Source organism: Paraburkholderia fungorum (genome assembly GCF_046026025.1).
GTDB classification, from domain to species: Bacteria; Pseudomonadota; Gammaproteobacteria; order Burkholderiales; family Burkholderiaceae; genus Paraburkholderia; species Paraburkholderia fungorum_E.
Map to the genome: position 1 here is coordinate 73,606 of NZ_JAQQFL010000006.1, position 22,061 is coordinate 95,666.

Annotated in this window: 20 protein-coding genes; 11 read left to right on the plus strand and 9 right to left on the minus strand. The window is 62.1% G+C overall.

Features of this window, described 5'->3' with window-relative positions:
- Nucleotides 1-402: 402 nt before the first annotated feature.
- The 3 genes from PQR67_RS09235 to PQR67_RS09245 all read right to left on the minus strand — a co-directional run bounded on the left by PQR67_RS09235 (nt 403) and on the right by PQR67_RS09245 (nt 2,775).
- Nucleotides 403-1,803 carry a sigma-54-dependent transcriptional regulator gene (locus PQR67_RS09235; RefSeq protein ID WP_408457367.1) on the minus strand — a complete coding sequence of 467 codons (1,401 nt, stop codon included), beginning with the start codon at nt 1,801-1,803 and terminating at the stop codon, nt 403-405.
- Nucleotides 1,804-2,104: 301 nt separating this feature from the next.
- Entirely contained in the window at nt 2,105-2,398 is a 294-nt protein-coding gene (locus PQR67_RS09240; RefSeq protein WP_408457370.1) for a hypothetical protein, read from the minus strand.
- A gap of 59 nt (nt 2,399-2,457) precedes the next feature.
- Nucleotides 2,458-2,775 (minus strand): ElaB/YgaM/YqjD family protein, encoded by a 318-nt coding sequence (locus PQR67_RS09245; RefSeq protein ID WP_408457372.1) that lies wholly within the window; start codon nt 2,773-2,775, stop codon nt 2,458-2,460.
- A gap of 394 nt (nt 2,776-3,169) precedes the next feature.
- Here PQR67_RS09245 and PQR67_RS09250 point away from each other — a divergent pair, with 394 nt between their 5' ends.
- The 3 genes from PQR67_RS09250 to PQR67_RS09260 all read left to right on the plus strand — a co-directional run bounded on the left by PQR67_RS09250 (nt 3,170) and on the right by PQR67_RS09260 (nt 5,815).
- On the plus strand, nt 3,170-4,216 hold the full coding sequence (locus PQR67_RS09250; protein ID WP_408457374.1) for a sigma-54 interaction domain-containing protein: 1,047 nt from the start codon (nt 3,170-3,172) through the stop codon (nt 4,214-4,216).
- Nucleotides 4,217-4,601: 385 nt separating this feature from the next.
- The gene (locus PQR67_RS09255; protein ID WP_408457376.1) at nt 4,602-5,198 is read left to right on the plus strand and encodes a hypothetical protein; all 597 of its coding nucleotides are present in this window, start codon (nt 4,602-4,604) and stop codon (nt 5,196-5,198) included.
- A complete protein-coding gene (locus tag PQR67_RS09260; protein WP_408457379.1) occupies nt 5,195-5,815 on the plus strand; it encodes a hypothetical protein in 621 nt (206 codons plus the stop codon). Before PQR67_RS09255 ends, PQR67_RS09260 begins: the two co-directional genes overlap by 4 nt.
- A 74-nt stretch (nt 5,816-5,889) precedes the next feature.
- Here PQR67_RS09260 and PQR67_RS09265 read toward each other — a convergent pair whose 3' ends face one another.
- Together PQR67_RS09265 and PQR67_RS09270 are read right to left on the minus strand one after the other, a co-directional pair.
- Complete coding sequence (locus PQR67_RS09265; protein WP_408457381.1) at nt 5,890-7,236, minus strand: ABC transporter ATP-binding protein; 1,347 nt, start codon at nt 7,234-7,236, stop codon at nt 5,890-5,892.
- A 21-nt stretch (nt 7,237-7,257) separates the two neighbouring features.
- Nucleotides 7,258-9,009: an ABC transporter permease gene (locus tag PQR67_RS09270; protein ID WP_408457383.1), complete on the minus strand. Its 1,752-nt coding sequence runs from the start codon at nt 9,007-9,009 to the stop codon at nt 7,258-7,260.
- A gap of 800 nt (nt 9,010-9,809) precedes the next feature.
- Between PQR67_RS09270 and PQR67_RS09275 the strand changes: the two genes are divergently transcribed.
- Together PQR67_RS09275 and PQR67_RS09280 are read left to right on the plus strand one after the other, a co-directional pair.
- Nucleotides 9,810-11,501, plus strand: coding sequence for a sensor domain-containing diguanylate cyclase (locus tag PQR67_RS09275; protein ID WP_408457386.1), 1,692 nt, complete (start codon nt 9,810-9,812; stop codon nt 11,499-11,501).
- Nucleotides 11,502-11,699: 198 nt separating this feature from the next.
- On the plus strand, nt 11,700-11,966 hold the full coding sequence (locus tag PQR67_RS09280; protein ID WP_408201294.1) for a double-stranded DNA-specific endonuclease: 267 nt from the start codon (nt 11,700-11,702) through the stop codon (nt 11,964-11,966).
- A gap of 82 nt (nt 11,967-12,048) precedes the next feature.
- Here PQR67_RS09280 and PQR67_RS09285 read toward each other — a convergent pair whose 3' ends face one another.
- A complete protein-coding gene (locus PQR67_RS09285) occupies nt 12,049-13,365 on the minus strand; it encodes an ATP-binding protein (RefSeq protein WP_408457389.1) in 1,317 nt (438 codons plus the stop codon).
- Nucleotides 13,349-14,074 carry a response regulator gene (locus PQR67_RS09290; RefSeq protein ID WP_120346014.1) on the minus strand — a complete coding sequence of 242 codons (726 nt, stop codon included), beginning with the start codon at nt 14,072-14,074 and terminating at the stop codon, nt 13,349-13,351. The genes PQR67_RS09285 and PQR67_RS09290 overlap by 17 nt, the downstream gene beginning before the upstream one ends.
- Nucleotides 14,075-14,294: 220 nt before the next feature.
- Here PQR67_RS09290 and PQR67_RS09295 point away from each other — a divergent pair, with 220 nt between their 5' ends.
- A complete protein-coding gene (locus tag PQR67_RS09295; protein ID WP_408457391.1) occupies nt 14,295-14,822 on the plus strand; it encodes a periplasmic heavy metal sensor in 528 nt (175 codons plus the stop codon).
- A 182-nt stretch (nt 14,823-15,004) separates the two neighbouring features.
- On the opposite strand, the gene PQR67_RS09300 is transcribed toward PQR67_RS09295, so the two are convergent.
- Nucleotides 15,005-15,715 carry a pirin family protein gene (locus PQR67_RS09300; protein WP_408457394.1) on the minus strand — a complete coding sequence of 237 codons (711 nt, stop codon included), beginning with the start codon at nt 15,713-15,715 and terminating at the stop codon, nt 15,005-15,007.
- Between the two features lie 611 nt (nt 15,716-16,326).
- On the opposite strand from PQR67_RS09300, the gene PQR67_RS09305 reads away from it, so the two are divergent.
- The 5 genes from PQR67_RS09305 (at nt 16,327) to PQR67_RS09325 (ending at nt 21,462) form a co-directional block, all read left to right on the plus strand.
- Nucleotides 16,327-17,103, plus strand: coding sequence for an ABC transporter substrate-binding protein (locus PQR67_RS09305; protein ID WP_408457397.1), 777 nt, complete (start codon nt 16,327-16,329; stop codon nt 17,101-17,103).
- Between the two features lie 388 nt (nt 17,104-17,491).
- The gene (locus PQR67_RS09310) at nt 17,492-18,181 is read left to right on the plus strand and encodes an ABC transporter permease (protein WP_408457400.1); all 690 of its coding nucleotides are present in this window, start codon (nt 17,492-17,494) and stop codon (nt 18,179-18,181) included.
- A complete protein-coding gene (locus PQR67_RS09315; RefSeq protein WP_408457403.1) occupies nt 18,178-18,891 on the plus strand; it encodes an ABC transporter permease in 714 nt (237 codons plus the stop codon). Before PQR67_RS09310 ends, PQR67_RS09315 begins: the two co-directional genes overlap by 4 nt.
- A gap of 48 nt (nt 18,892-18,939) precedes the next feature.
- Nucleotides 18,940-19,719 carry an ABC transporter ATP-binding protein gene (locus PQR67_RS09320; protein ID WP_408457406.1) on the plus strand — a complete coding sequence of 260 codons (780 nt, stop codon included), beginning with the start codon at nt 18,940-18,942 and terminating at the stop codon, nt 19,717-19,719.
- A 591-nt stretch (nt 19,720-20,310) separates the two neighbouring features.
- Nucleotides 20,311-21,462 (plus strand): porin, encoded by a 1,152-nt coding sequence (locus tag PQR67_RS09325; RefSeq protein ID WP_408457408.1) that lies wholly within the window; start codon nt 20,311-20,313, stop codon nt 21,460-21,462.
- 239 nt (nt 21,463-21,701) lie between these two features.
- Here the strand turns inward: PQR67_RS09325 and glnK are convergent, their stop codons facing one another.
- Nucleotides 21,702-22,040, minus strand: a complete 339-nt coding sequence (gene glnK, locus PQR67_RS09330) for a P-II family nitrogen regulator (RefSeq protein WP_006048444.1) — start codon at nt 22,038-22,040, stop codon at nt 21,702-21,704.
- Nucleotides 22,041-22,061 lie beyond the last annotated feature (21 nt).

Sequence of the window (22,061 nt, forward strand, 5' to 3'; positions counted from 1 at the left end):
GCGGGTGGTTTCAGGAAGGACGAACGGCGTGAGCGCGAAAACGCAGCGGGTGGTTTCATGAACTGCGCGTCGGCGCGCGCAGCGCCGCCGGAGGTATGACTGCTGTGTCACTGACGCCGAATGTGCGAGAACACCGATTCCAGATGCACCACTACCGTGGCTGCGCGGGGGACCCGCTTATGAGCTGGCGGTGTGAGCCGCTTTCTTTTGCCTACTTTGCTTTGCGGCAGGCAAAGAAAAGTAGGTGCCGCCCCGCACAGGGGCAACGCTAATAAACCACTAACAAAACAAGGAAAGGCCAAAAAACCCAGCTCCAAACAAGACCACTAACAAAGCAAGAAAAGACCCACACCACAAGCGCACGATCAACAAGCGCCGCGCAGGCAACCCCAACCCCAAACCTCAAGCATCCGCCCCCCTCAAAGCCCGCGATTCATCCGCAGAATCGCCCTCATCCCGCGCATCATTCCCATACTCAACAAGCCGGTTGTACAACGTCTTCAAACTGATCCCAAGAATCTCCGCTGCCCGCGTTTTCACGCCACCGCATTGCTCAAGCGTAGCCAGGATCAACTGACGATCCGCTTCAGCAAGCGAAGTCCCAAACGCAATCGTAATCGCCGTCCCAGCCGCAGGCTTCGACAACGTGATCTGCAACGGCACCGTCGCCGTGCTATCCGAATCCGTACCCGACATGATGTGCGCACGCTGCACGTAGTTCTTCAACTCACGCACATTGCCTGGCCACGGATACGACATCAACATTTCCTTCACTGCGGCCGGGAAATGCTTCTTCGTGCTGTGACGCTCGTTGAGTTCGTCGAGGAACGCTTGCGCAAGCAACTCCACATCTTTGCCCCGGTCACGCAGCGGCGGCAGGCTGATCGGAAACACGTTCAGGCGGTGGTATAGATCGAGCCGCAACTTGCCTTCCAGCACCGCCTGTTCAGGATCGCGGTTGGTCGCCGCAATCAGGCGCACGTCCGTTTCGATTTCCCTGGTCGTACCGACCCGCATGAACATGCCGGTTTCCAGCACGCGCAGCAGTTTCACCTGCAATTCGATCGGCATTTCAGTGATTTCGTCGAGGAACAGCGTGCCGCCGTTCGCACGTTCGAAATAGCCTTTGTGCTGACGGTCCGCGCCGGTGAACGAACCGCGCTCGTGGCCGAACATTTCCGATTCGATCAGGTTCGGCGAAATCGCGCCGCAGTTCACCGCGAGGAACGCATGCTTGCGGCGCAAGCTGAGTTGATGCAGCGTCTGCGCGGCAACTTCCTTGCCGGTGCCCGACTCGCCCACCAACATGACCGAGGCAGCCGTCGGGGCGACGCGGCCGATCTGGTCATAAACTTCTTGTATGGCCGGTGAACTGCCGAGCATCAAACCAAAGCGGCCCATGCGGCGCAACTCGCCGCGCAAAGTGCCGATTTCCGCCTTCAGGTCGCCGGCGCGCGGCAGACGTGACAGGATCGCCTTCACGCGCTGCATGTTGATCGGCTTCACCAGGTAGTCGGTGGCGCCCATCTTCAACGCGTTGACCGCCGACTCCACCGTGGCGTGGCCAGTAATCACGATCACCTCCACGCCAGAGCGCGGATCGAGATCTTCGAACAGATCGACTCCACTGCCGTCAGGCAGCTTCAGATCGGTAAAGACGACATCCGGCATCTGCCGGACCAGTTGAATGCGCGCTTCGCGCAAATCACCCGCAGTGGCGGTAGTCAGACCGTCTTCCCCGATGATGGCGGCAAGCGCCTCGCGGGTACCGGCATCGTCATCGACAATCAGTACGTGTGGCATCGCGTCTCGAAAGCCCGAAAGCGTGAAAGGGGAACATGCAAAGTGCATGCTGAAATGCCAGCCGACGGCTCGCCGCTATGCTATAGGCGTGCCCTGGTTGTGAGCACACACTAGCGTCCCGCGACAGCGCCGAGCCCCTGACTTGATTCAATGCCGCAACAATCAACCAGAAAACCTCGCATTGCAAGGCGGCATTGTTGTCTATTTACATATTATACGGTTTTATCGAGATACATTTGTCAGGTCTGCAAGGCACCGCCTGGCGAAGCGGCAGGCGGCGGTGCAGGCGCAGGCAAGGGGCTCACTGCGGCTCTTCGCTACGCGGAAACGGCCATGCGCCGCCTTGACCGTTCGGATGCGAGCCATTTGCCCCACGCGCTGCGTCTGGCGCGGACGGCCCGGCGCTCGCCATGCTCACGCTGCCGAACACCGCCGGCGGCGCTGATGTCGCCACTGTGCCGCCCTCGCCTTCCCAGCGGCTCAGTTCACGCGCCGCCGAAACCTGTGCGGCACGGTTTCGCTGCACGTAGCGAAAAGCCAGAAACCCGCCGAGTGCCACCAGCGCGCCGAAGATGCCAATTTTGGGTCGTCCCATCGTGAACTCCTGGTTGTCGTCTAGCGAAGGTCTAGCGAAGCGGCGTCCGGCATGGCGCGTCAGCGCGCGGTGAGAACGCCAAGCAGGAAGCCGGTGCCCGCAGCCATGCCGAGCGAGCGCCATGGGTTGCGTCGCACGTAGCGTTCGGTATTGACGGCAGCAGCCCGGTAGCGACGCTGCGCGTTTTGCTGTGCGTCGCCGAGCGCCGCCTGAAGCGTTTCGATATGCGCCCTCAACCGTTCGCGCAGCGCATCGACGCCCTCTCCCGGCACGTTGGCTGCGAGCCGCAGCATCTCTTCCGAATCCGCCAGCAGCACGCCTAGATCTTCGACAATCTTCTGGCCGCCGAGTGCGAGTTGTTGCGTGGTGTCACTCATTATTCGCTCCTATGCCTGAAATCGGCGTTTGCGTCCCATTCGTGTCCCATTTGCGTCCTGTTTCCAGCGCGTGGCGAACAATCGAGGAATTGCATCCGCCGCCGGCGCGCTCTGAACAGAGTCGCATCAAACTGCCCACACGTCGAAATCACGCCGCAAACGCCGTGCCCGGTAAATTTGCCACGCTCTTTCGATGGCGGCACGGGTTCAGGCACTTTCGACAGGTGTGCGACGGGCTATTTCGGCGCCCATCACATGGATTGCCGGAAGCAGGGCCAAAGTGGTTAAATCGAATTTCTATGAGATAGTGACCGGACTGGTCCGTCTTGCTCCAAGGGCTTCAAGGCTTAGGCGTCGCAACACCGAACCCCATTTGCACAGGACTCCCTCGTTTATGGCGTCAATCGACCTGGACCCGCCCGCCGTCTCCGCCGCACAGACGAAGCAGCGCGTCGCGGACAGCATCGCGGGACTGAAATCGTACGGGTTGCTGTATGGCTCGTCGCCGGTGATGCTCGATCTGTACGAACAGATCGGACGCGTCGCCAGCACCGACGCGACCGCGCTGGTCATCGGCGAATCCGGCACCGGCAAGGAACTGATTGCCCGCACGATTCACGATCAAAGCAACCGCAAGGATGCCCCGTTCATCGCCGTGAACTGCGGCGCGATTCCCGACGAACTCATCGAAGCCGAGTTGTTCGGCCACGAAAAAGGCAGCTTCACCGGTGCAGTCCAAGGCCGCATCGGCTATTTCGAACATGCGAACGGCGGTACGCTGTTTCTCGACGAAATCACTGAAATGGCGCCAGTGCGCCAGGTCAAACTTTTGCGCGCACTTGAGACCGGCACGTTTTTCAGGGTCGGCGGCAACGAACTGATTCACAGCGACGTGCGCGTGATCGCGGCAACCAATCGCGACCCCGCGGTCGCCGTGAAGGAACACGGTCTGCGTGAAGACCTGATGTACCGGCTCGCGGTTTTTCCGTTGCGCGCGCCGCCGTTGCGCGAGCGCGAGAGCGATCGCGAACTGCTCGCCCAACACTTCCTCGCCTTGCTCAATCAGCAGGAAAGCGCGAGCAAGAGCTTCAGCAAACGCTCCATCGACACACTGCGAACCTGGTCGTGGCCTGGCAACGTGCGCGAGTTGAAGAATGCGGTGTATCGCGCATTCATTCTCGCGGAGAAAACAGTGGAATTGCCGCACCCGCATCTCGCTTCTCGCGTGAAAAAGCCGGTGACGCAGGGCGACGCGATGAGCGTATGGATCGGCACCCCCCTTGCCGATGCGCAAAAACAGATCATTCTCGGCACGCTCAAGTATTGCGGCGGCGACAAGCGGCGCGCGGCCAAAGCGCTAGGCGTAAGTCTGAAAACGCTGTACAACCGCTTGAGCGTGTACGGCGGCGACGAAGGCCCGGAAGAAGAAACCGACGCATAAGCGCCGTTGTGCGCTCACGCGCTTCGTTCGCCTGAGCGTCTATCTTGCGTGTACTGACTGCTCATTTTCTCGCCCGCCTGGTACGTTTGTCGTGCAAGCCCCTCTGAAGCGGCCCTTTTTTGCACACCCGTCATCTCATAATTAATCCCTTCGCACCACCAATCAAATCGGCTTCCGCTCACCAGAAACCGATTTGACTCGCACCATCTTTTGCAATTGCTTGCACTTTCCCACTGCCAATTACAAATCGCATCCTGCAAAATGCGGCAGCGCATAGTGCAACGATGAGAAAGCAGTACCTCTCGCACACGCACCGTTCACAAACGTGAGGCACGTGAATAAACGACACGTGTGCGAAGGCACTTGCAGGAGCAGAGACAGGGAAATGCAAAAAAGTATGGTGTGGGCCGAAGGGGCAAAACAAACAGCCAACGCGTCCAGGGCAGCCAACCGCGGACGTCTGAATAAAACGGCGCTCGTCGCATTGGCAGTGGCGGTCACGTCGGCCTTGAGCGGATGTGGTTCGCTCTATTCCGAAGGCGCCACCGCCGGCGCCGGTGTCGCAGGCGCCGCGCTCGCGGCCAAAGTCACCAGCAATGCCGCCGTCGCTACCGGCATCGGTCTCGGTGCAGTGGCCGCAGCGCGCGCCGGCGTTCAGTACTCGGAGCGTGTGGTCCATAAGAACACGCAGGACGGTATCGCCAAAATCGCCGGCCCCCTGGAGGTCGGCGCGATTGCACCGTGGAGCGTGACCCATTCGATGCCGATCGAAGACGACGAACACGGCCGCGTCACGGTCAGCCGCACGATCAGCACCGGCGCGCTCGACTGCAAGGAAATCGTCTTCTCGGTCGATCAGACCGCGACCCAAAATGTGCCGGCCAGCAGCGCGTTCTACGTCGCGTCGGTCTGCCGCGATGGCGACAACTGGAAATGGGCGTCGGCCGAACCCGCCACCGAACGCTGGGGCGCGCTGCAATGAGGGCGCTGTCGCTTGCACGTCCCCGGCATGGATACGCGCTGTCCGAACTACGCTCCGACCGTGGTGTACGTGCCGCTCTCGCTCCGCGCGCGCGTACGGCGGCGCTTGCCGGCAACCGGCTGCGGCTCGTGCTGGCCGGCGCAATCTGCGTCGGCGCCAGCCTGCTGACGAGCGGCTGCTCGTCGGTCGGCGCGGCGAGCGGTGCCGCGGCCGGTGTCGCGTCAGGTCTTGTGACCGCCAACCCGGCAGTCGGCATCGGCGTCGGTATCGCCGTGCAGGCCGCGACCGACGAGGCCGTCAACCGCTACATGCGTACCATGCACACCGATCAGCAGAACCTGATCGCCGCGTTGGCGGGGGCCATGCCGGTCGGCGAGACGCGGCCGTGGGCGGTCAAGCACTCGCTGCCGATCGAGAACGGCCATGGCCAGGTGCGCGTGACGCGCGCGTTCAGCTCGGCGCTCGCGCTGTGCAAGGAATTCGTGTTCTCGGTGCAGGACGGCGACGCTCCGAACGCGCACGAAGACTGGTACACAGCAAGCGCATGCCGTCAGGACAAGGGCTGGAAATGGGCCTCGGCGGAACCGGCGGTCGAGCGCTGGGGTAATCTGCAATAAAAAAACGGCAGGGTCTCCCCTGCCGTTTTTTTGCATGGCCTTCGCCTCGGGCGGCTTAAACAGCCCGACCGCGTTTAAGACTCCACGTCTTCCAGACTGAAAATTTCCGTCTGGTCGTTGTACGAGAAGATCTCGCCATACCGGCCCCAGTTGATCACCGCGTCGAGCGTCTCTTCCGCGGCGCTGTCCGACAGGAAATCCTCCAGCTCCTGCTCGAAGCGCACGCGCGGCGCGCGATGCCCCGGCCGTTCGTTCAACACCTTCTTGATCCGCGCGGCGAGCGGCACGTGGCGCAGAAGGTGCTCGGCGAACATCATCTTGCGTTCCTGCGTGCCGAATTCCGAGAACACGCGGGCCGGCGGCGTCAGGAAAATATCCCCTTCGCGCACGTCGGCGAAACCCAGGTGCTGCAGCACTTCGGCGACCGGGAACAGATCGTCCACCTCCAGATGCAGCGAGCGGGCGATTTCCGGCATGTCGGCACGGCCGTGGTACGGCGCGGCAGCCAGCGTTTCGATCAAACCGGCCATCAGGTTGGTCGACACATGCGGCAGCCAGCTGCCGAGTTCGAGCCCCTTCTTGGTCGATTCGTCGGTCTGGCGCGCGGTCATCTTCGCGTAAATCTCGTCGACCAGACGGCGGAACGCCGGATCCAGCCGGTTGCGCGGATGCTTGAACGGCACCTTGATCTCGGCAATCACGCGGCCGGGGTTCGACGACAGCACCAGAATGCGGTCGCACATGAACACCGCTTCCTCGATGTTGTGCGTGACGATCAGCACCGATTTGATCGGCATGCGGCCTTGCGTCCACAGGTCGAGCAGGTCGGTCCGCAAGGTTTCCGCGGTCAGCACGTCGAGCGCGGAAAACGGTTCGTCCATCAGCAGCAGCGTCGGATCGACCACCAGCGCGCGCGCAAAGCCGACGCGCTGACGCATGCCGCCCGACAACTCGCGCGGATACGCGTTCTCAAAACCGTCCAGACCGATCAGGTCGATCGCGGCCAGGGCGCGTTCGCGACGCTCGCGCGCGCCCACGCCTTGCGCTTCGAGACCCGCTTCCACGTTCTGCAGCACGGTCAGCCACGGGAACAGTGCGAAGGTCTGGAACACCATGGCGACGCCCTTCGCCGGGCCGTCGAGCGGCTTGTTCAGATACGTCACTTCACCGTCGGTCGGTTCGATCAGGCCGGCGATGATACGCAACAGGGTCGACTTGCCTGAGCCCGAACGGCCCAGCATGCCGACGATCTCACCTTCGCGCAGCGACAGGTTCACATCGTCGAGGACGAGCAGCTCGCCTTGGGTCTTGTTGAACCCACGGCACACGTCCTTGACGCACAGAATCTCCTCACCCAGGCGCGGAGGCATCGGCGGTGTCTGGAGCGGCGCGGCGGTTACGGCAGCTTTAGGATTTTGCATCGCGGTTTGCCTTAAATTTACTCAATCGAGCCGAAGCTTGGCCTCGGCATAGGCGTACATCGGACGCCACAGCAGGCGGTTAAACAAGGTCACAAAGAGGGACATCACAGCAATGCCGAGAATGATCTTCGGGAAGTCGCCCGCGGCGGTAGTTTGCGCGATGTACGCGCCCAGACCGTGTGCGGCGAGTTTGGTGTCGCCCCATTGAACGAACTCGGAGACGATACTCGCGTTCCACGCGCCACCGGATGCCGTAATCGCCCCCGTCACGTAGTACGGGAAGATACCGGGCAGCATCACCTTGCGCCACCACTGCCAGCCGCGAATGCCGAAGTTGGCGGCCGCCTCGCGGTAATCGTTCGGGTAGGAGCTGGCGCCCGCAATCACGTTGAACAGGATATACCACTGGGTGCCGAGCACGATCAGCGGCGACAGCCAGATGTCCGGGTTCAGGTGAAAGCGCACGATGACGATCACGAATACCGGAAACAGCAGGTTTGCCGGGAACGCGGCCAGAAACTGCGCGAGCGGCTGGATCTTCTCGGCGAGCGCCGGACGCAGCCCGATCAGCACGCCGAGCGGCACCCAGATCACCGACGAAATCGCGATCAGCAGCGCCACCCGCAGCAGCGTGATGAGGCCAAGCACGAGCACGTGTCCCACTTCGTCGAGCGTCACACCGGTGCGCACATACGTCACGACGCTATACACGACATACACGGTGAGGCAGATCACGAGGATCCCCCACACGATGTCGCCCGCGCGTGACGATTTCTGGCGCTGCGGAATCGCGAAACGAACCCGGTCGAATGCCGGCAGACGCATCGGCACGCGCGCGGCGTTCGCGAAGACCCAGCCCATCGGCACCAGCAGGCGGTGAATCAGGCGGGTACGGCGGATCAGGTCGAGCAGCCACGACTCCGGGGCGTTGCCGGAACTGGTCGTTTCCATACGGAACTTGTCGGCCCACGCCACGAGCGGACGGAACAGAAACTGGTCGTAGGCCAGAATCACGACCGTCATCGCCAGAATCACCCAGCCGACCGCGTGCAGATTCTTGTCCGAGATCGCCTGCGCCAGATATGCGCCGATCCCCGGCAACGTGATCGTGTTATTGCCCACCGTGATGGCTTCGGAGGCCACCACGAAGAACCAGCCGCCCGACATCGACATCATCATGTTCCAGATGAGGCCGGGCATCGAGAACGGCACTTCGAGCTTCCAGAAGCGCTGCCACCCTGTCAGGTGGAAACCCCGCGAGACTTCATCCAGATCGCGCGGTATCGTGCGCAGCGACTGATAGAAGCTGAAGGTCATGTTCCACGCCTGGCTCGTGAAGATCGCGAAAATCGCCGCGAGCTCCGCGCCCAGCACGCGCCCCGGGAACAACGCGAGGAAGAACGTGACCGTAAACGAAATGTAGCCCAGCACCGGCACCGACTGCAGGATGTCGAGAATCGGCACGAGCACGAGACCCGCGCGGCGGCTCTTCGCCGCGAGGGTGCCGTAAACCAGCGTGAAGACGAGCGACGCCACCATCGCCGCCAGCATGCGCAGCGTCGTGCGCATTGCGTATTCGGGAAGGCTCGACGGGTCGAGCGAGATGACCTGGGTCTTCAGCGTCGAGATCGGCGCCAACGTCTGATGAAAACCGATCGCGGCCATCGCGATCACACAGATGATCAACGGGAAGGCGACGAAATCCCAGCCGTTGGGCAACAATCGCCAGGCCGAAGCGTTCGCGGTGCGTTTCAGGTCGAAACTGAAGTCCATCAGGCGGCCTCCTCGTTATTACAGGTGTTCGAATAGAGAAAGGAGGCCGCGGCTTCGGCGCGGCAGTCTGAAGATCGATCCGGAAAGCGGAAATCAGGCATGGCAAAACGCATGTGCGCGGTAAATCGTTAGCGTTGGAGACACATAGACCGGTGCGGACGAGTCCTTGGGCGAGCCGCCCAGGACCGTACCGCGAAGCCGGACTGCTTTGTCGCCGCGGGCGCCGCCCTAAGGCTGGCGGGCTTTCCTTGTTTTGGACGGCACGACACTACACCATCCTATGTTTCAGGCACAACCTTTCGCGCCAAATACCAGCAAATCGCAGCGTACGCCGCGCCCATGGCCTTCAAACGGCCTTCATCCAGCGTCGATCCGGCGATATGCAACGCGTTATCCACCCTCGTGCGTCAGCGAGTTTTCGGGCAATTGCGAGTGCGACCCGGCAAGGCATTTCAAACACCCGGAAAACCCGCGCGGCCATTCAGAAAGCTGACACGCTGCCGTTAAGGACCTGATGGGCCAGACAGACACACTTCGCATTCCCGCAATAACAGTGGCGTCTGGCCCCATGACGGTTAAAATCAAAAGACGCACGCTATGTACGGTTATGCCGCGACAGGTTATGCCGCACACAACGCGGCCCATACCGAGGCCGTATCGCCAGCCGCTTCCATAAGGGCGTAAAAAGCTGGGCGGAAAGAGCCGGGCAAAAACCTGGGCAAAAAACCGGGCAAAACGGCGCCACCGCGCTGCCACGAATGAGCTAGTTGCATGTCACAGCCAGACGGATCTGAGAGTCGATGAACAGGACAACCTTGCGCCAGGCAACCGGACCGATCAGCTTCGCGTTGATCGTGCTCGTTTGCTGGTTCGTGGCCGGCATGGTCGCGGACCGGATGGTACAGCAAGAGCTGGACGCGGCCTTGCGCACACAGCGGCAAATGTCCACGTCGATCGTCGACAACATGGCTGAGGTGATCGCGAGCGACCTCTCGATGTCTCGGGCTATCCCCGCAACCATGGCCGAAATGGACGTGGTCCAGCACGCGCTGGTGCAATCCCAGAATTATGCCGCGAACGGCGAAGCGACGGAACCCGCCTTGCGCACCGCGTTGTTAAAAGACCCGCAGATGCTCACCGTGAGCAACTTCCTGCATGACGCCCAAGGCTTCTCCGGGCTCGATCAGATCTGGCTCGTCAACACCAACGGCACCTGCGTCGCCTCCAGCAACTCCGCGAATAACCCGCTCGCCGCGGAACGCTCCTTCGTCGGCGCGGACATGCGCACTCGCAGCTATTTAACGAATGCCCTGCTCGGCGCGTTTTCGGAAGCCTATGGCGTCGGCCGCTCGAGCGGCGAGCCAGGCATTTTCATCGCGGCGCCGGTCTACGCCGACGGCCTGCTGGTCGGAGCCGTGGTGGCCAAGGTGGGGATCGCGCGGCTGCGCCACTGGGTCGCCCATCCCGGCACCTTCGTCGCGGACGAACACGGCGTCATCATCATGGCGCACAACAGCGAACTTGAAGGCCATGCCCTGCCGAACTCGCGCGTCACGCAAATGAGCGCCGCCGAGCGCCGGACCATCTACCGCCGCGACATCCTCCCCGACATCCGGATTCAGGTCGATGCCCAGGTCCGTGAGCAGGCCCCCTGGGTGCCTGCAGGCATCGCCAGCCAGTTGTTCGGCATGAGCGAGCAGCGCACGCCCGCGTTGTACCAGGCACGCGGCGGGCTGAATTCGGGGCTGTCGGCGCATCTGGTCGATCCGCTCGCGGCCTGGCCCGAACTGCTGCGCAATCATAAGCGCGATCATCTGCTGGTGTTTCTGACGCTGGCCGGCACGGTCGCGCTCGCGTGGGTGATCACCGTGTCGTACGTGCGCGAGCGGCGCCACCATCGCGCCACCCGCGATCTTGCCGAACAACTGCAATCGGCCAACACCCTGCTCTCTGCCGAGGCGCGCCACGATGCGCTGACCGGCGCGCTGTCGCGGCGCTACTTCCTCGACCTGCTGCGCCACGAGATCGAACGCGCCCATGCGGGCAATGAGCCGCTCTGCATGGCAATCGCCGACCTCGACCACTTCAAGCAGATCAACGACCGCTTCGGCCATGCCGCCGGCGACCGCGCCCTCGAACATTTCGTCGATACCTGCCGGGCTGAATTGCGCGGCACCGATGCAATCGGCCGGCTAGGCGGCGAAGAATTCGGCTTGCTGTTGCCGGCCACGGATCTGGCGGGGGGGCGCGAAGTCGTCGAGCGCTTGCGCCTGCGTCTCAAGGCGATCCCTTCGCCGAAATTGCCGGCTTCGGTGGGTCTGAGCGTGAGCATCGGCATCACCGAACTCTCCGCCGACGATCTGCCCGAGCGCATCATGAGCCGCGCCGACATGGCGCTTTACGCAGCGAAAACGGGCGGGCGCGATCGTATCGAAGCGCTTCCGCCCGACGACACCGCGCCGCCCGCACGGACGGTGGCCAACGCCTGGTGAGTTTTGCCCATGCAGGATAGCGGTGTGCCGGTCAGCGTCGAAATTCCATGGGCCCGGCTGTGACTGTCGCGCCGCCGACGGCCCGGCAAGCGCGGCAACTGACGCAAAGCAAGTCCCGCCGCCCGATGTTCCGTAAGGAAGCAGGTATCATCAACCTTGACATTGAGGTTGCCGCTACCGCTCTAACGGGAGATTCGCATGAAGGGAAATTTGGTCATCGTCTGTCGCGATCAGGATGCTGACGCATTCGACCATTTGCTGGCCGAATATGGCGCGTTCCAGACACGCCTGTCGTCGACCGCGTGGTATCTGAAACTGGCTGTCGCACCGGAATTGATTCAGGAAGAAATACTCACGCGTCTCGGCAAGTACACCACGCACTACATTTTCGAAGCCGAAACGGTCACGTGGAATACGGTGGATAGTGACGCAGCGAATGCGTTGAATACGCTGTTTTCAGACTAGCGCAACAGTTGCCGGACATGCGTTCCGGCATGAAGACAACGGGGCCAGGGGCCGAGCGCCTGCCGTCCCTGCCCCGTTCAACCTACCAGACGCTTTCCGAGGCCGCCGTGACACGCGGCACTACTTCGAACGGAAAGCTCATCAAGACCCGCAAGCCACGGCCTTCGTGGTTGCCGATCTCCCACTCCCCGCCCGCACGCCGCACCAGACGCTCGACGATTGCGAGCCCCAGTCCGCTATGACCATTGCCGCCGCGTGCCGGGTCGAGCCGGACGAACGGCCGGCTTGCATTGATCAGGTCCTGCGCGGCGATACCGCCGCCATTGTCCCTCACGGAAAGCGTGAAACCTTGTGCGGTTCGCGCAGTGGCGACAACGATCGGCGGCGCGCCGTACGCATGTGCGTTGTCCAGCAGATTCGACAAGATCCGGTCGAGCGTTGCCGCGGGCAGCAGGAAACCCGGCCCCGCGTTGAGCTCGGTCCGCACCGTCGGCGCGCCGGCCGCGACCGCGCGATAACTGCGCACGACGCGCTCGCACTGCGCATCCACTTCGACCGCTTCGCTGCGATCGGCGCCGTCGTGGGCGAATACCAGAAACTGTTCGACGATATGCGTCATCGAATCGACGTCGCGCACGACGCCGTCACGCATTTTCACTTCTTCCATCATTTCAGCGCGCAGCCGCAACCGTGCCAGCGGCGTTTTCAGATCGTGCGCGACGCCGGCCAGCATGACCGCCCGGTCGTTTTCAGTACGCGCCACTTCCTGAACCATCTGGTTGAAGCCGTGGGTCAACTGGCGCAACTCGCGCGGGCCGCGCTCGGGTACCGGCGGCACCGGCAGGCCGCGGCCGAAACGCGCCACCGCCTGGGCGAGCGAACGTAACGGCTGCTGCAGCGCCCATGCGGCAAAGAGCGCCGCCATCACCGCGAACGAGAAAATGATCGCGAGCCACAGCACCGTGCGATCGAGCGAGCGCGGCGGCCGCAAGGGCTGCACCGGGACGACGATCCAATTGCGATCCGCGATGGCGCGCACCCACAGCGTGGGCGGGCGGCCTGGCTGGCCGATTCGCACCAGCGTGCCGGCGGGCATGCGATCGCGCACGTCCTCGATGAAGCGTTCGAGCGGTGGCGGCAACGCGGTGCTTTCCGGCGGCACGTCGGAGCTCGCCGGATCGACCAGCCGGACGCGCGACGGCAAAGGCAGGTCAGGCGTGCGGGCGACGTGCTGGCGCACCGCGTCGACGAGGAAGGTGGCTTCCTCGACGGCGTAGCGCGTTTGCAACTGGCTGCGCTCGAGCCGCATCAACGCGTACCACGCGAAATGCGACAGGAGCAGCACCGCAATAACTAGCAGCGCCAGGCGCCCGAACAGCGAATCAATGGGCCGACGCATGCTGTTCGCCATCCGGCACGAACACGTAGCCGCGCCCGCGCACCGTTTGAATGAAGCGCGGCGTGGACGGATCGGTTTCGAGAATGCGACGCAGACGCCACACCTGTACGTCGATGCCGCGGTCGGTGCCGTCGTACTCCGGGCCATGCAGCAGTTCAAGCAGGCGCTCACGGGTGAGCGTGCGCATGGGGTGATTGACGAAAATCTTCAGGAGCGCGAATTCGCTGCCCGACAGCGTGAGCGGCTTGTCTTCGAGATGCAGCGTGCGCGACTGGAAATCCAGTGTGAAGCGGCCGAAGTTGAACGGCTCGCGCTGCTCCGGCGCCGCCGCCGACGGCAGCGTGCGGCGGCGCCGCAGCACCGCCTGCACGCGCGCCAATAGCTCGCGCGGATTGAACGGCTTGCCGAGATAGTCGTCCGCGCCGAGCTCCAGCCCGACAATCCGGTCCACGTCGTCAGCACGTGCGGTGAGCATGATCACAGGAATGTCGTCGCCCGACGCGCGCAGCTTGCGCAGCGCGGTCAGCCCGTCTACGCCCGGCATCATCAGATCGAGCACGATCAGATCCGGACGCTCGCGTTCGAGCCTGCGCTCGAGCGTGCCCGCGTCGTGCAGCACGGAGACCTCGATGCCCTGACGGGCCAGATAGTCGCGCAGCAGATCGCGCAATTCGACGTCGTCGTCAACAACAAGTATTTGAGTAGCCATGGGATGAAGTTTAACGCGCGGCAGGAGGGGTTTTCGATTTCAGACGGCCCGCAAGGGTTACCGGGTGTTACCGTGAAAGGCGCACGTAATGACCCGTAATAGCCGCATCCGTTCGCGTAACACAGCGTCCAACGCGTTTCTCTACGCTGTGACTTACCGAATGCAGGCCGTCCTCTATCACCGGTTGCATCGTCGGCTATTCCATTACAAGGAGCCTTATATGTCCACCAAAAAAATGTCGCGCGTTCTCGCCGTCGCCGCTACGGCCCTCGCCATCGGCGCGGGTGCTGCCTATGCCGCCCAACCCGCCGGTCAAGGCGGCCCCGGCGGCTGGCATGGCCACTTCATGAAGGAACTGACGCAACTGCATGACCAGCTCAAGCTGAACGCGGATCAGGAAAAGCAATGGCAAGCCGCGCTCGACACGATGAAGCAGAACCATCAGGCCATGCGCGCCAATCATGAACAGATCAAGAACCAGATGAAGGCCGCGCAGCAGCAGCCGATCCTGGATCTGAACGCCATGGCTGCCGCGCACCAGCAAGTCGAGCAGAAAGACGCGCAACTGCGCCAGCAAACCACCGATGCGTGGCTTGCCTTCTATAACGGCTTGAACGACCAGCAGAAAACCACCGTCAGCACCGCGCTGAAGCAGCGTTTTGCGAAGATGGAAGCGCGTCACGAGAAGATGGGCGAGCGCTGGCAGCATCACAAGGGCGCGGCGTCGGCGCCTGCTGCAAATCAGTAAGCGGTAAGACACACGCGGAAGGCGGCCTGCGGGGTCGCCGTCCGAATGCAAAAACGCCACGGAAAATCTTCCGTGGCGTTTTTGTTTGCGTGCAGCCCGCACGTCGGGTTGAGGTACTCGTTGCGCTCGCAACCAGTGACCACCCGCTCCCGGCCGATGATTGAGCGGCCGCTGACTGGCGCTTACCCGTTGAGCGGACCGAGATCGAACAGCAGCACTTCGGCATTCACGCCCTTCTCGAGCGTCACCGTGCCGGTCTCGCTGAGCTTGGCGGCGTCGCCGGCCTGGAGCGCTTCGCCATTCACGGTCAGCGCGCCGCGCGCCACGTGCACGTAGGCCAGCCGGCCTTCCGGCAACGCGAACGTAGCCTGTTGCGCGCCGTCGAGCAAGGCCGCGTAGATCGAGGCATCCGCATGAATCGTGACGGAACCGTCCCGGCCGTCGGGCGAGGCGATCACGCGCAGACGCCCGCGCTTGTCGGCATCGTCGAAGCGTTTTTCCTCGTAGCCGGGCTGGTCGCCCACGCGCTGCGGGATTACCCAGATCTGCAGCAGGTGCGCCGGCTCATCCTGCGATGCGTTGAACTCGCTGTGCTGCACGCCCGTGCCGGCGCTCATGCGCTGAACGTCGCCGGGGCGGATGGTCGAGCCGTTGCCCATGCTGTCGCGGTGCGCGAGTGCGCCTTCGAGCACATAGGTGACGATTTCCATGTCGCGGTGGCCATGCGTGCCGAAACCCTGGCCGCCGGCGATACGGTCTTCGTTGATCACCCGCAGCGGTCCGAAATGCACGTGCTGCGGGTCGCGGTAATCGGCAAACGAAAAGCTGTGATACGAGTCGAGCCAGCCGTGATTGGCGTGGCCACGTTCGTCTGAACGGCGGATCTCGATCATGAGGGTCTCCCAGTGACTCAATAACAATGCCCAGAATGTAGGGGCGCGAGGCACGATAAACAATCGGCAACGGCGCACCGGATCGTTCCATAAATCCGTGCAATCGCAGGCCGGCTGGGTGCCCAGCACAGCCAGCCCGGCTACTGGCGGCTCGCTTGCGATCCTTGCCGGATGCGTTTTCGATCATCCGACACATAAACACGCGCAACCAGAGCCGGACCGGGGGTCGCCAGCGTCGCGCATCCACAACGCATGCGTCCACCCACCGGCGATCGGGGGCGTCCCGCACTGGCGCCCCGCCCCTGTTCGGGTAAAATACCGCCCTTTTCAAGACGCGTGGGCGCCGAAGGCGCGCCGGCAGGCCCGGCGGCCGAGCCGCGATGGGGCAGCCGCGGGTTTCACCCTCTCGCCGATTTCGCCGGATACGTCGAAAAGACGTGCGCGGAACCGGGGCGGAACCGGGGCGGGACCGGGGTGGGGCCAAAGCGAAACCCGAGCAGAACCCAGACGCGGCGCGACAATTTTGACCGCCTAGAATAGCGACGGCCGGCCACGAGCCGGCGGTCGTCGAGATCGGTACACCACGACGATCAGTTTGATCCAGGAGAAACATGAAGAAGGCCGCACTGTGCGTGGCGCTTGCCGTCATGGCCACCGGCGCCATGGCGAAAGAATGGAAAACCGTGCGCATCGGGGTGGACGCCAGCTACCCGCCGTTCGAATCGAAGGCGGCCAGCGGCCAGGTCGTCGGCTTCGACGTCGATTTGACGAAAGCGCTGTGCGCGAAGATGAACGTCAAATGCGTGTGGGTCGAGCAGGATCTGGACGGGATCATCCCGGCGTTGAAGGGCAAGAAGTTCGACGCGATCGTGTCGTCGCTGACCGTTACGGACAAGCGCCGCGAGCAGATCGATTTCTCCGGCAAGCTGTTCGACGCGCCGGCCCGCATGATCGCCAAAGCCGGCTCGCCGCTCCTGCCCACGGCTGAATCGCTGAAGGGCAAGCATGTCGGCGTCGAGCAGGGTTCGACGCAGGAAGCCTATGCCAAGGCGTACTGGGAGCCCAAAGGCGTGACCGTGGTGTCCTACCAGAATCAGGATCAGGTGTATGCCGACATCGCGTCGGGGCGTCTCGACGCCGCGTTGCAGGACGAATTGCAAGCCGACGCCGGATTCCTGAAGACCCCGCGTGGTAAAGGCTTCGCCTGGGCCGGCCCGGAAGTGAAAGACCCGAAGACGATTGGTGATGGCACGGCCATCGGCTTGCGCAAGGAAGACGTCGAGCTGAAGGCGATGTTCAACCAGGCGTTGGCGCAAGTGCATCAGGACGGTACGTTCAGGAAGCTCGAAAAGCAGTATTTCGACGTCGATATCTATCCTGGGCGCTGAACCGGGTACTGAGCTCGATACCAGGCGGGTCGGCAGGCCGGTCACTGAGCAGGTCACTGAGCGGATCTCCTGCCCGGCAGCCGGCCAGGCAAAACCGGCAACCCGCAATATGCAATACGCAGCACCCGCGAAACTCGGGGCTCGCCCGCATGGGCTTTCCCGAAGCTTCGTAATACAGTCGGCAACAGTTTCAAAAGCAGCTTCAACCCCGATTCAAAACACGAGTCGACAAGCGCGCTGCAAGACCGGCAACGGTCATGCAGTCATGATTTGCACAGCGGTGCGCTGTGCGCCGCAGGAAACGGCGAGCTCAAGCTCGCGGCAAACGCGGTGCACAACTGGCCGCGTCTTTCGCGGTGCGCCATAAGCGCACCGTCAAGGACCCCCTATGTTCCTTCAAGGCTACGGCCCGCTGCTTCTCAACGGCACCTGGCAAACCGTCAAACTGGCGGTGTTGTCGCTGGCGTTCGCTTTCGTGCTGGGCCTGCTAGGCGCGGCGGCGAAACTGTCGAAGAACCGCTTTTCCCATGGCGTCGGCACCGTCTATACGACGCTCGTGCGCGGCGTGCCCGACCTGGTGCTGATGCTGCTGCTGTTCTACAGCATCCAGATCTGGCTGAATAACCTGACCGACCTGCTCGGCTGGGACCAGATCGACATCGACCCGTTCGTGGCCGGCGTTGCGGTGCTGGGCTTCATCTACGGCGCGTACTTCACCGAGACCTTCCGCGGCGCCTTTCTCGCTGTGCCGCGCGGCCAGCTCGAAGCGGGCGCGGCCTACGGCATGACCGGCTGGCAGGTGTTCAGGCGGGTCATGTTCCCGCAGATGATGCGCTTCGCGCTGCCCGGCATCGGCAACAACTGGCAGGTGATGGTGAAAGCCACGGCACTGGTGTCGATCATCGGTCTCGCCGACGTAGTCAAGGCCTCGCAGGATGCCGGCAAGGGTACCTTGCGGTTCTTTTTCTTCACCCTGCTCGCAGGGGCGATCTATCTCGTCATCACCACAGTGTCCAACTTCGTGCTGATGTACCTCGAAAGGCGTTACTCGACTGGCGTGCGAAAGGCGGATCTATGATCGAGATCATTCAGGAATACTGGCGCAACTATCTTTATACCGATGGCTACCGTCTCACCGGCGTCGCGATCACGCTGTGGCTGCTGGTCGTGTCGATCGGGCTCGGTTTCTGCCTGTCGATTCCGCTTGCGGTCGCGCGCGTGTCGAAGAAGAAATGGCTCGCCGGCCTGGTGTGGCTGTATACCTATGTCTTCCGTGGCACGCCGCTCTACGTGCAGTTGCTGCTCTGCTACACCGGCCTATACAGTCTCGACATCATTCGCAACCACGAACTGACCAACGCGTTCTTCCGCGACGGCATGCATTGCACGCTGCTCGCGTTCACGCTGAACACCTGCGCGTACACCACCGAGATTTTCGCGGGCGCCATCAAGGCCACCCCGTATGGCGAGATCGAAGCGGCGCGCGCGTACGGCATGTCGTCGTTCACGCTGTACCGGCGCGTGATTCTGCCGTCGGCACTGCGCCGCGCCTTGCCGTACTACAGCAACGAAGTGATCCTGATGCTGCATGCCACCACCGTCGCGTTCACCGCGACCGTGCCGGACATTCTCAAGATCGCGCGCGACGTGAACTCGGCCACGTATCAGTCGTTCAATGCGTTCGGCCTCGCCGCCCTGCTCTATCTGTGCATTTCTTTTGCGCTCGTGTGGCTGTTCCGCCGCGCCGAGCATCGCTGGCTCGCTTACCTGCGGCCGCAAGGCAAGTAATCAAGAAGGGCGCCAAGCCCCAAGCAAGTAAGCCCGCCAAGGATCCCGATGAACACCAAGAAACAAAAGCTCTTCGTTGACGAGCTTCACAAACAGTACGGCGACAACGAAGTCCTCAAGGGCGTGTCGCTGAAGGCCAACGCCGGCGACGTGATCAGCGTGATCGGCTCGTCCGGTTCGGGCAAGAGCACGATGCTTCGCTGCATCAACTTTCTCGAACAGCCGAACGCCGGACGCATCTTTGTGGACGGCGAAGAAGTCCGCACGCAGATCAGCAAGGGCGGCGCGCTGCGCGTGTCCGATCCGAAGCAATTGCAGCGCGTGCGCACCAAGCTGTCGATGGTGTTCCAGCACTTCAACCTGTGGTCGCACATGAACGTGCTCGAGAACATCATCGAGGCGCCGGTCAACGTGCTGGGTCTGAAGCGCAAGGAGGCCGAAGAGCGGGCGCGCGAGTATCTGGAGAAAGTGGGCCTCGCGCCGCGCCTCGAAAAACAGTACCCGTCGCATCTGTCAGGCGGTCAGCAGCAACGCGTGGCGATTGCGCGTGCGTTGGCCATGCATCCGGACGTGATGCTGTTCGACGAACCGACTTCCGCACTCGATCCCGAACTGGTCGGCGAAGTGCTCAAAGTCATGCAGACGCTCGCCGAGGAAGGCCGCACGATGATCGTCGTCACCCATGAAATGGCGTTCGCGCGCAACGTGTCGAATCACGTGATGTTCCTGCATCAAGGCCGCGTCGAGGAAGAAGGTCATCCGGACGAGGTCTTCAGGAACACGAAGAGCGAACGGCTCAAGCAGTTCCTCTCCGGCAGCCTCAAATAAAACTGTCGTACAGCCCGCTATTTGGGCTGTAGTCAAAGTAGCATTACAAGGCGCTTACGGCGCTTTTTTTACTTCGCTCACCTGCACATTCCGGCCATTCTGGCCGCCAAAACGGGCCCAAATCTGGGCCGGACCGCCCTCTCCCCGCCTTACTCTGACGCATTTGAAGCGTCAATAGTGGCAATCCTTAACGTTGCTCGTCCCAATCCGTGATTCCCTTGCGGCGTAAGGGTTTCCCGCCTTTTTGGAGATATCGCAACGATTCCTTGTACACATTCGTATTGCAATTTGGAGACATCCGCCCAAGGCGGTACTAATTTCTTCTCCCAGTCCAGGGTATTTTTGATAAATTAGTAACCAAAGTAGCAAAACAAAGTTCATTAAAAGTAGTTTCACTTCAAAGCAACAGAGGAGAACCGGTCGGCGAGGGATCGGCATGGCGCGAAGAATAGCCCGCTGAGGCTATCCGTCACGGCAGGAGACCCAATCCACCCGCTAATCTCCCTGGTACCGATTTCTGTTCGGCGCGCTTGTGTCCGAACACCATTCGCAGTACTGGGTTTCACTTTTTGACAGGGTATGGAGGAGAAGATGAAGAAAGCTTTGCTCGCCGCTGCGCTGATGACAGCCGGTGTAGTTGCGCACGCCCAAAGCAGCGTGACGCTGTACGGCCGCCTTGACGCTGGCCTGGAATACATGTCGGGCGTTCCGCAAGGCGTCGGTGCAAACGGTCAGGCAACCGGCAGCACGAACCGTTTCAAAGCAGAAAGCGGCGACTGGGGTACCAGCCTGTGGGGCTTGAAGGGCGTTGAAGACATCGGTGGCGGCAACAAGGTGCTGTTCCAGTTGGAAGGCTCCTTCAACACCATGACGGGTACGGGCCCGGGCGGCGGCGGTCTCTTCAATCGTTGGGCAACGGTTGGCCTCGCGAACGACCAGTACGGTACGTTCACGATGGGCCGTATGCTGTATATCTCGAACGGCGTGTGGGACTTCGACCCGTTCGGTCAATCGAACTGGTCGTCGGCTTCGCTGGTGCGTGGCCGCAACTGGCCGCAATCGAGCAACAACTTCGCCTACCAATCGCCGAAGATCGCCGGCTTTGACTTCTACGGTCAATACGCGCTGTCGAACGCAACGAGCTGGAACGGTAACGGCACGACTGCTCAAGGTCGCGAAGCCGGTGCACAGGTCACCTACACGAACTCGCTGTTCCAGGTCCGCGGCCTGTATGACGAAATCCGCAACCCGGCCAACGGTGTTCTGTACGGTCCGGCGGCAAGCTCGGTTAATCCGGGCAACATCGGCAGCGGCGTGTTCGCGGCATCGCGCGAATACTCGGCTCTCGTGAACGTGTTCCTCGGCCAGTTCAAGGTCCAGGCCGCGTACCAGGCTGTCCGTTCGGCAGGTTCTTCGGGCGTTCTGCCTGGCCAACCGACGACCCTCGATCACGAATGGGGCGGCGTGACGTGGCAAGCAACGCCGGCTGCAGCACTGATCGCAGCGGTGTACCACGTCAACGGCAACAATGGCGCGGGCAATGCAACGATCTACACGATCGGCGGTTCGTACAACCTGTCCAAGCGCACGCTGCTGGATATCCAGATCGCTACGGTACGTAACAGCAAGAACGCGAACTTCAGCCTGGAAGCGAACAACGCTGGCACGTCCACCGCAACGGACAACCCGCTGCCGGGTCACCAGCAATCGGGTGTGTACGCAGGTATTCAACACTCGTTCTAATCGAACGGGGCGCCCCCAAGGGGATTTCCTTTCGGGGCGCAGTCACAAGTTCTTCAAGAGAATCTTTTTCACGCTGCTGCGAGAGGCGCGTATCGGTGCGATGTCCGAAAGGGTATCGCACCGTTTTTTATTTGCGCGCACGGTTTTGCCACTACCCTGGCGCACCTGAACGGTGCGCACTACGTGAGTGCCAATACCGCCGCTTTAAAGCTGTGTTTCAACGGTGCGAATCGAAGCGCTCAAACTGCCGCTTCGTTTTCTTCGCCCGTACGAATCCGGATCACACGCTCCACGTCCGCGACGAAAATCTTGCCGTCGCCGATCTTGCCGGTACGCGCCGCGCCAATGATCGCGTCGATCACCTGATCGCACTGATTGTCCGCGACCACCACTTCGATCTTCACCTTCGGCAGAAAGTCGACCACGTACTCTGCACCACGATAGAGCTCGGTATGGCCTTTTTGCCGGCCGAAGCCCTTGACTTCGGTCACGGTCAACCCCGTGAGACCGACTTCAGCGAGCGCCTCGCGCACTTCGTCGAGTTTGAACGGTTTAATGACTGCAGTGATGCGCTTCATGGCGGACCTCGTCTCGTGATT

What these genes read in the sequence shown, in the direction of transcription:
- PQR67_RS09235 (WP_408457367.1), bottom strand. Translation starts at nt 1,803, where the DNA reads ATGCCACACGTACTGATTGTCGATGACGATGCCGGTACCCGCGAGGCG.
- PQR67_RS09240 (WP_408457370.1), bottom strand. Translation starts at nt 2,398, where the DNA reads ATGGGACGACCCAAAATTGGCATCTTCGGCGCGCTGGTGGCACTCGGC.
- PQR67_RS09245 (WP_408457372.1), bottom strand. Translation starts at nt 2,775, where the DNA reads ATGAGTGACACCACGCAACAACTCGCACTCGGCGGCCAGAAGATTGTC.
- PQR67_RS09250 (WP_408457374.1), top strand. Translation starts at nt 3,170, where the DNA reads ATGGCGTCAATCGACCTGGACCCGCCCGCCGTCTCCGCCGCACAGACG.
- PQR67_RS09255 (WP_408457376.1), top strand. Translation starts at nt 4,602, where the DNA reads ATGCAAAAAAGTATGGTGTGGGCCGAAGGGGCAAAACAAACAGCCAAC.
- PQR67_RS09260 (WP_408457379.1), top strand. Translation starts at nt 5,195, where the DNA reads ATGAGGGCGCTGTCGCTTGCACGTCCCCGGCATGGATACGCGCTGTCC.
- PQR67_RS09265 (WP_408457381.1), bottom strand. Translation starts at nt 7,236, where the DNA reads ATGCAAAATCCTAAAGCTGCCGTAACCGCCGCGCCGCTCCAGACACCG.
- PQR67_RS09270 (WP_408457383.1), bottom strand. Translation starts at nt 9,009, where the DNA reads ATGGACTTCAGTTTCGACCTGAAACGCACCGCGAACGCTTCGGCCTGG.
- PQR67_RS09275 (WP_408457386.1), top strand. Translation starts at nt 9,810, where the DNA reads ATGAACAGGACAACCTTGCGCCAGGCAACCGGACCGATCAGCTTCGCG.
- PQR67_RS09280 (WP_408201294.1), top strand. Translation starts at nt 11,700, where the DNA reads ATGAAGGGAAATTTGGTCATCGTCTGTCGCGATCAGGATGCTGACGCA.
- PQR67_RS09285 (WP_408457389.1), bottom strand. Translation starts at nt 13,365, where the DNA reads ATGCGTCGGCCCATTGATTCGCTGTTCGGGCGCCTGGCGCTGCTAGTT.
- PQR67_RS09290 (WP_120346014.1), bottom strand. Translation starts at nt 14,074, where the DNA reads ATGGCTACTCAAATACTTGTTGTTGACGACGACGTCGAATTGCGCGAT.
- PQR67_RS09295 (WP_408457391.1), top strand. Translation starts at nt 14,295, where the DNA reads ATGTCCACCAAAAAAATGTCGCGCGTTCTCGCCGTCGCCGCTACGGCC.
- PQR67_RS09300 (WP_408457394.1), bottom strand. Translation starts at nt 15,715, where the DNA reads ATGATCGAGATCCGCCGTTCAGACGAACGTGGCCACGCCAATCACGGC.
- PQR67_RS09305 (WP_408457397.1), top strand. Translation starts at nt 16,327, where the DNA reads ATGAAGAAGGCCGCACTGTGCGTGGCGCTTGCCGTCATGGCCACCGGC.
- PQR67_RS09310 (WP_408457400.1), top strand. Translation starts at nt 17,492, where the DNA reads ATGTTCCTTCAAGGCTACGGCCCGCTGCTTCTCAACGGCACCTGGCAA.
- PQR67_RS09315 (WP_408457403.1), top strand. Translation starts at nt 18,178, where the DNA reads ATGATCGAGATCATTCAGGAATACTGGCGCAACTATCTTTATACCGAT.
- PQR67_RS09320 (WP_408457406.1), top strand. Translation starts at nt 18,940, where the DNA reads ATGAACACCAAGAAACAAAAGCTCTTCGTTGACGAGCTTCACAAACAG.
- PQR67_RS09325 (WP_408457408.1), top strand. Translation starts at nt 20,311, where the DNA reads ATGAAGAAAGCTTTGCTCGCCGCTGCGCTGATGACAGCCGGTGTAGTT.
- glnK (WP_006048444.1), bottom strand. Translation starts at nt 22,040, where the DNA reads ATGAAGCGCATCACTGCAGTCATTAAACCGTTCAAACTCGACGAAGTG.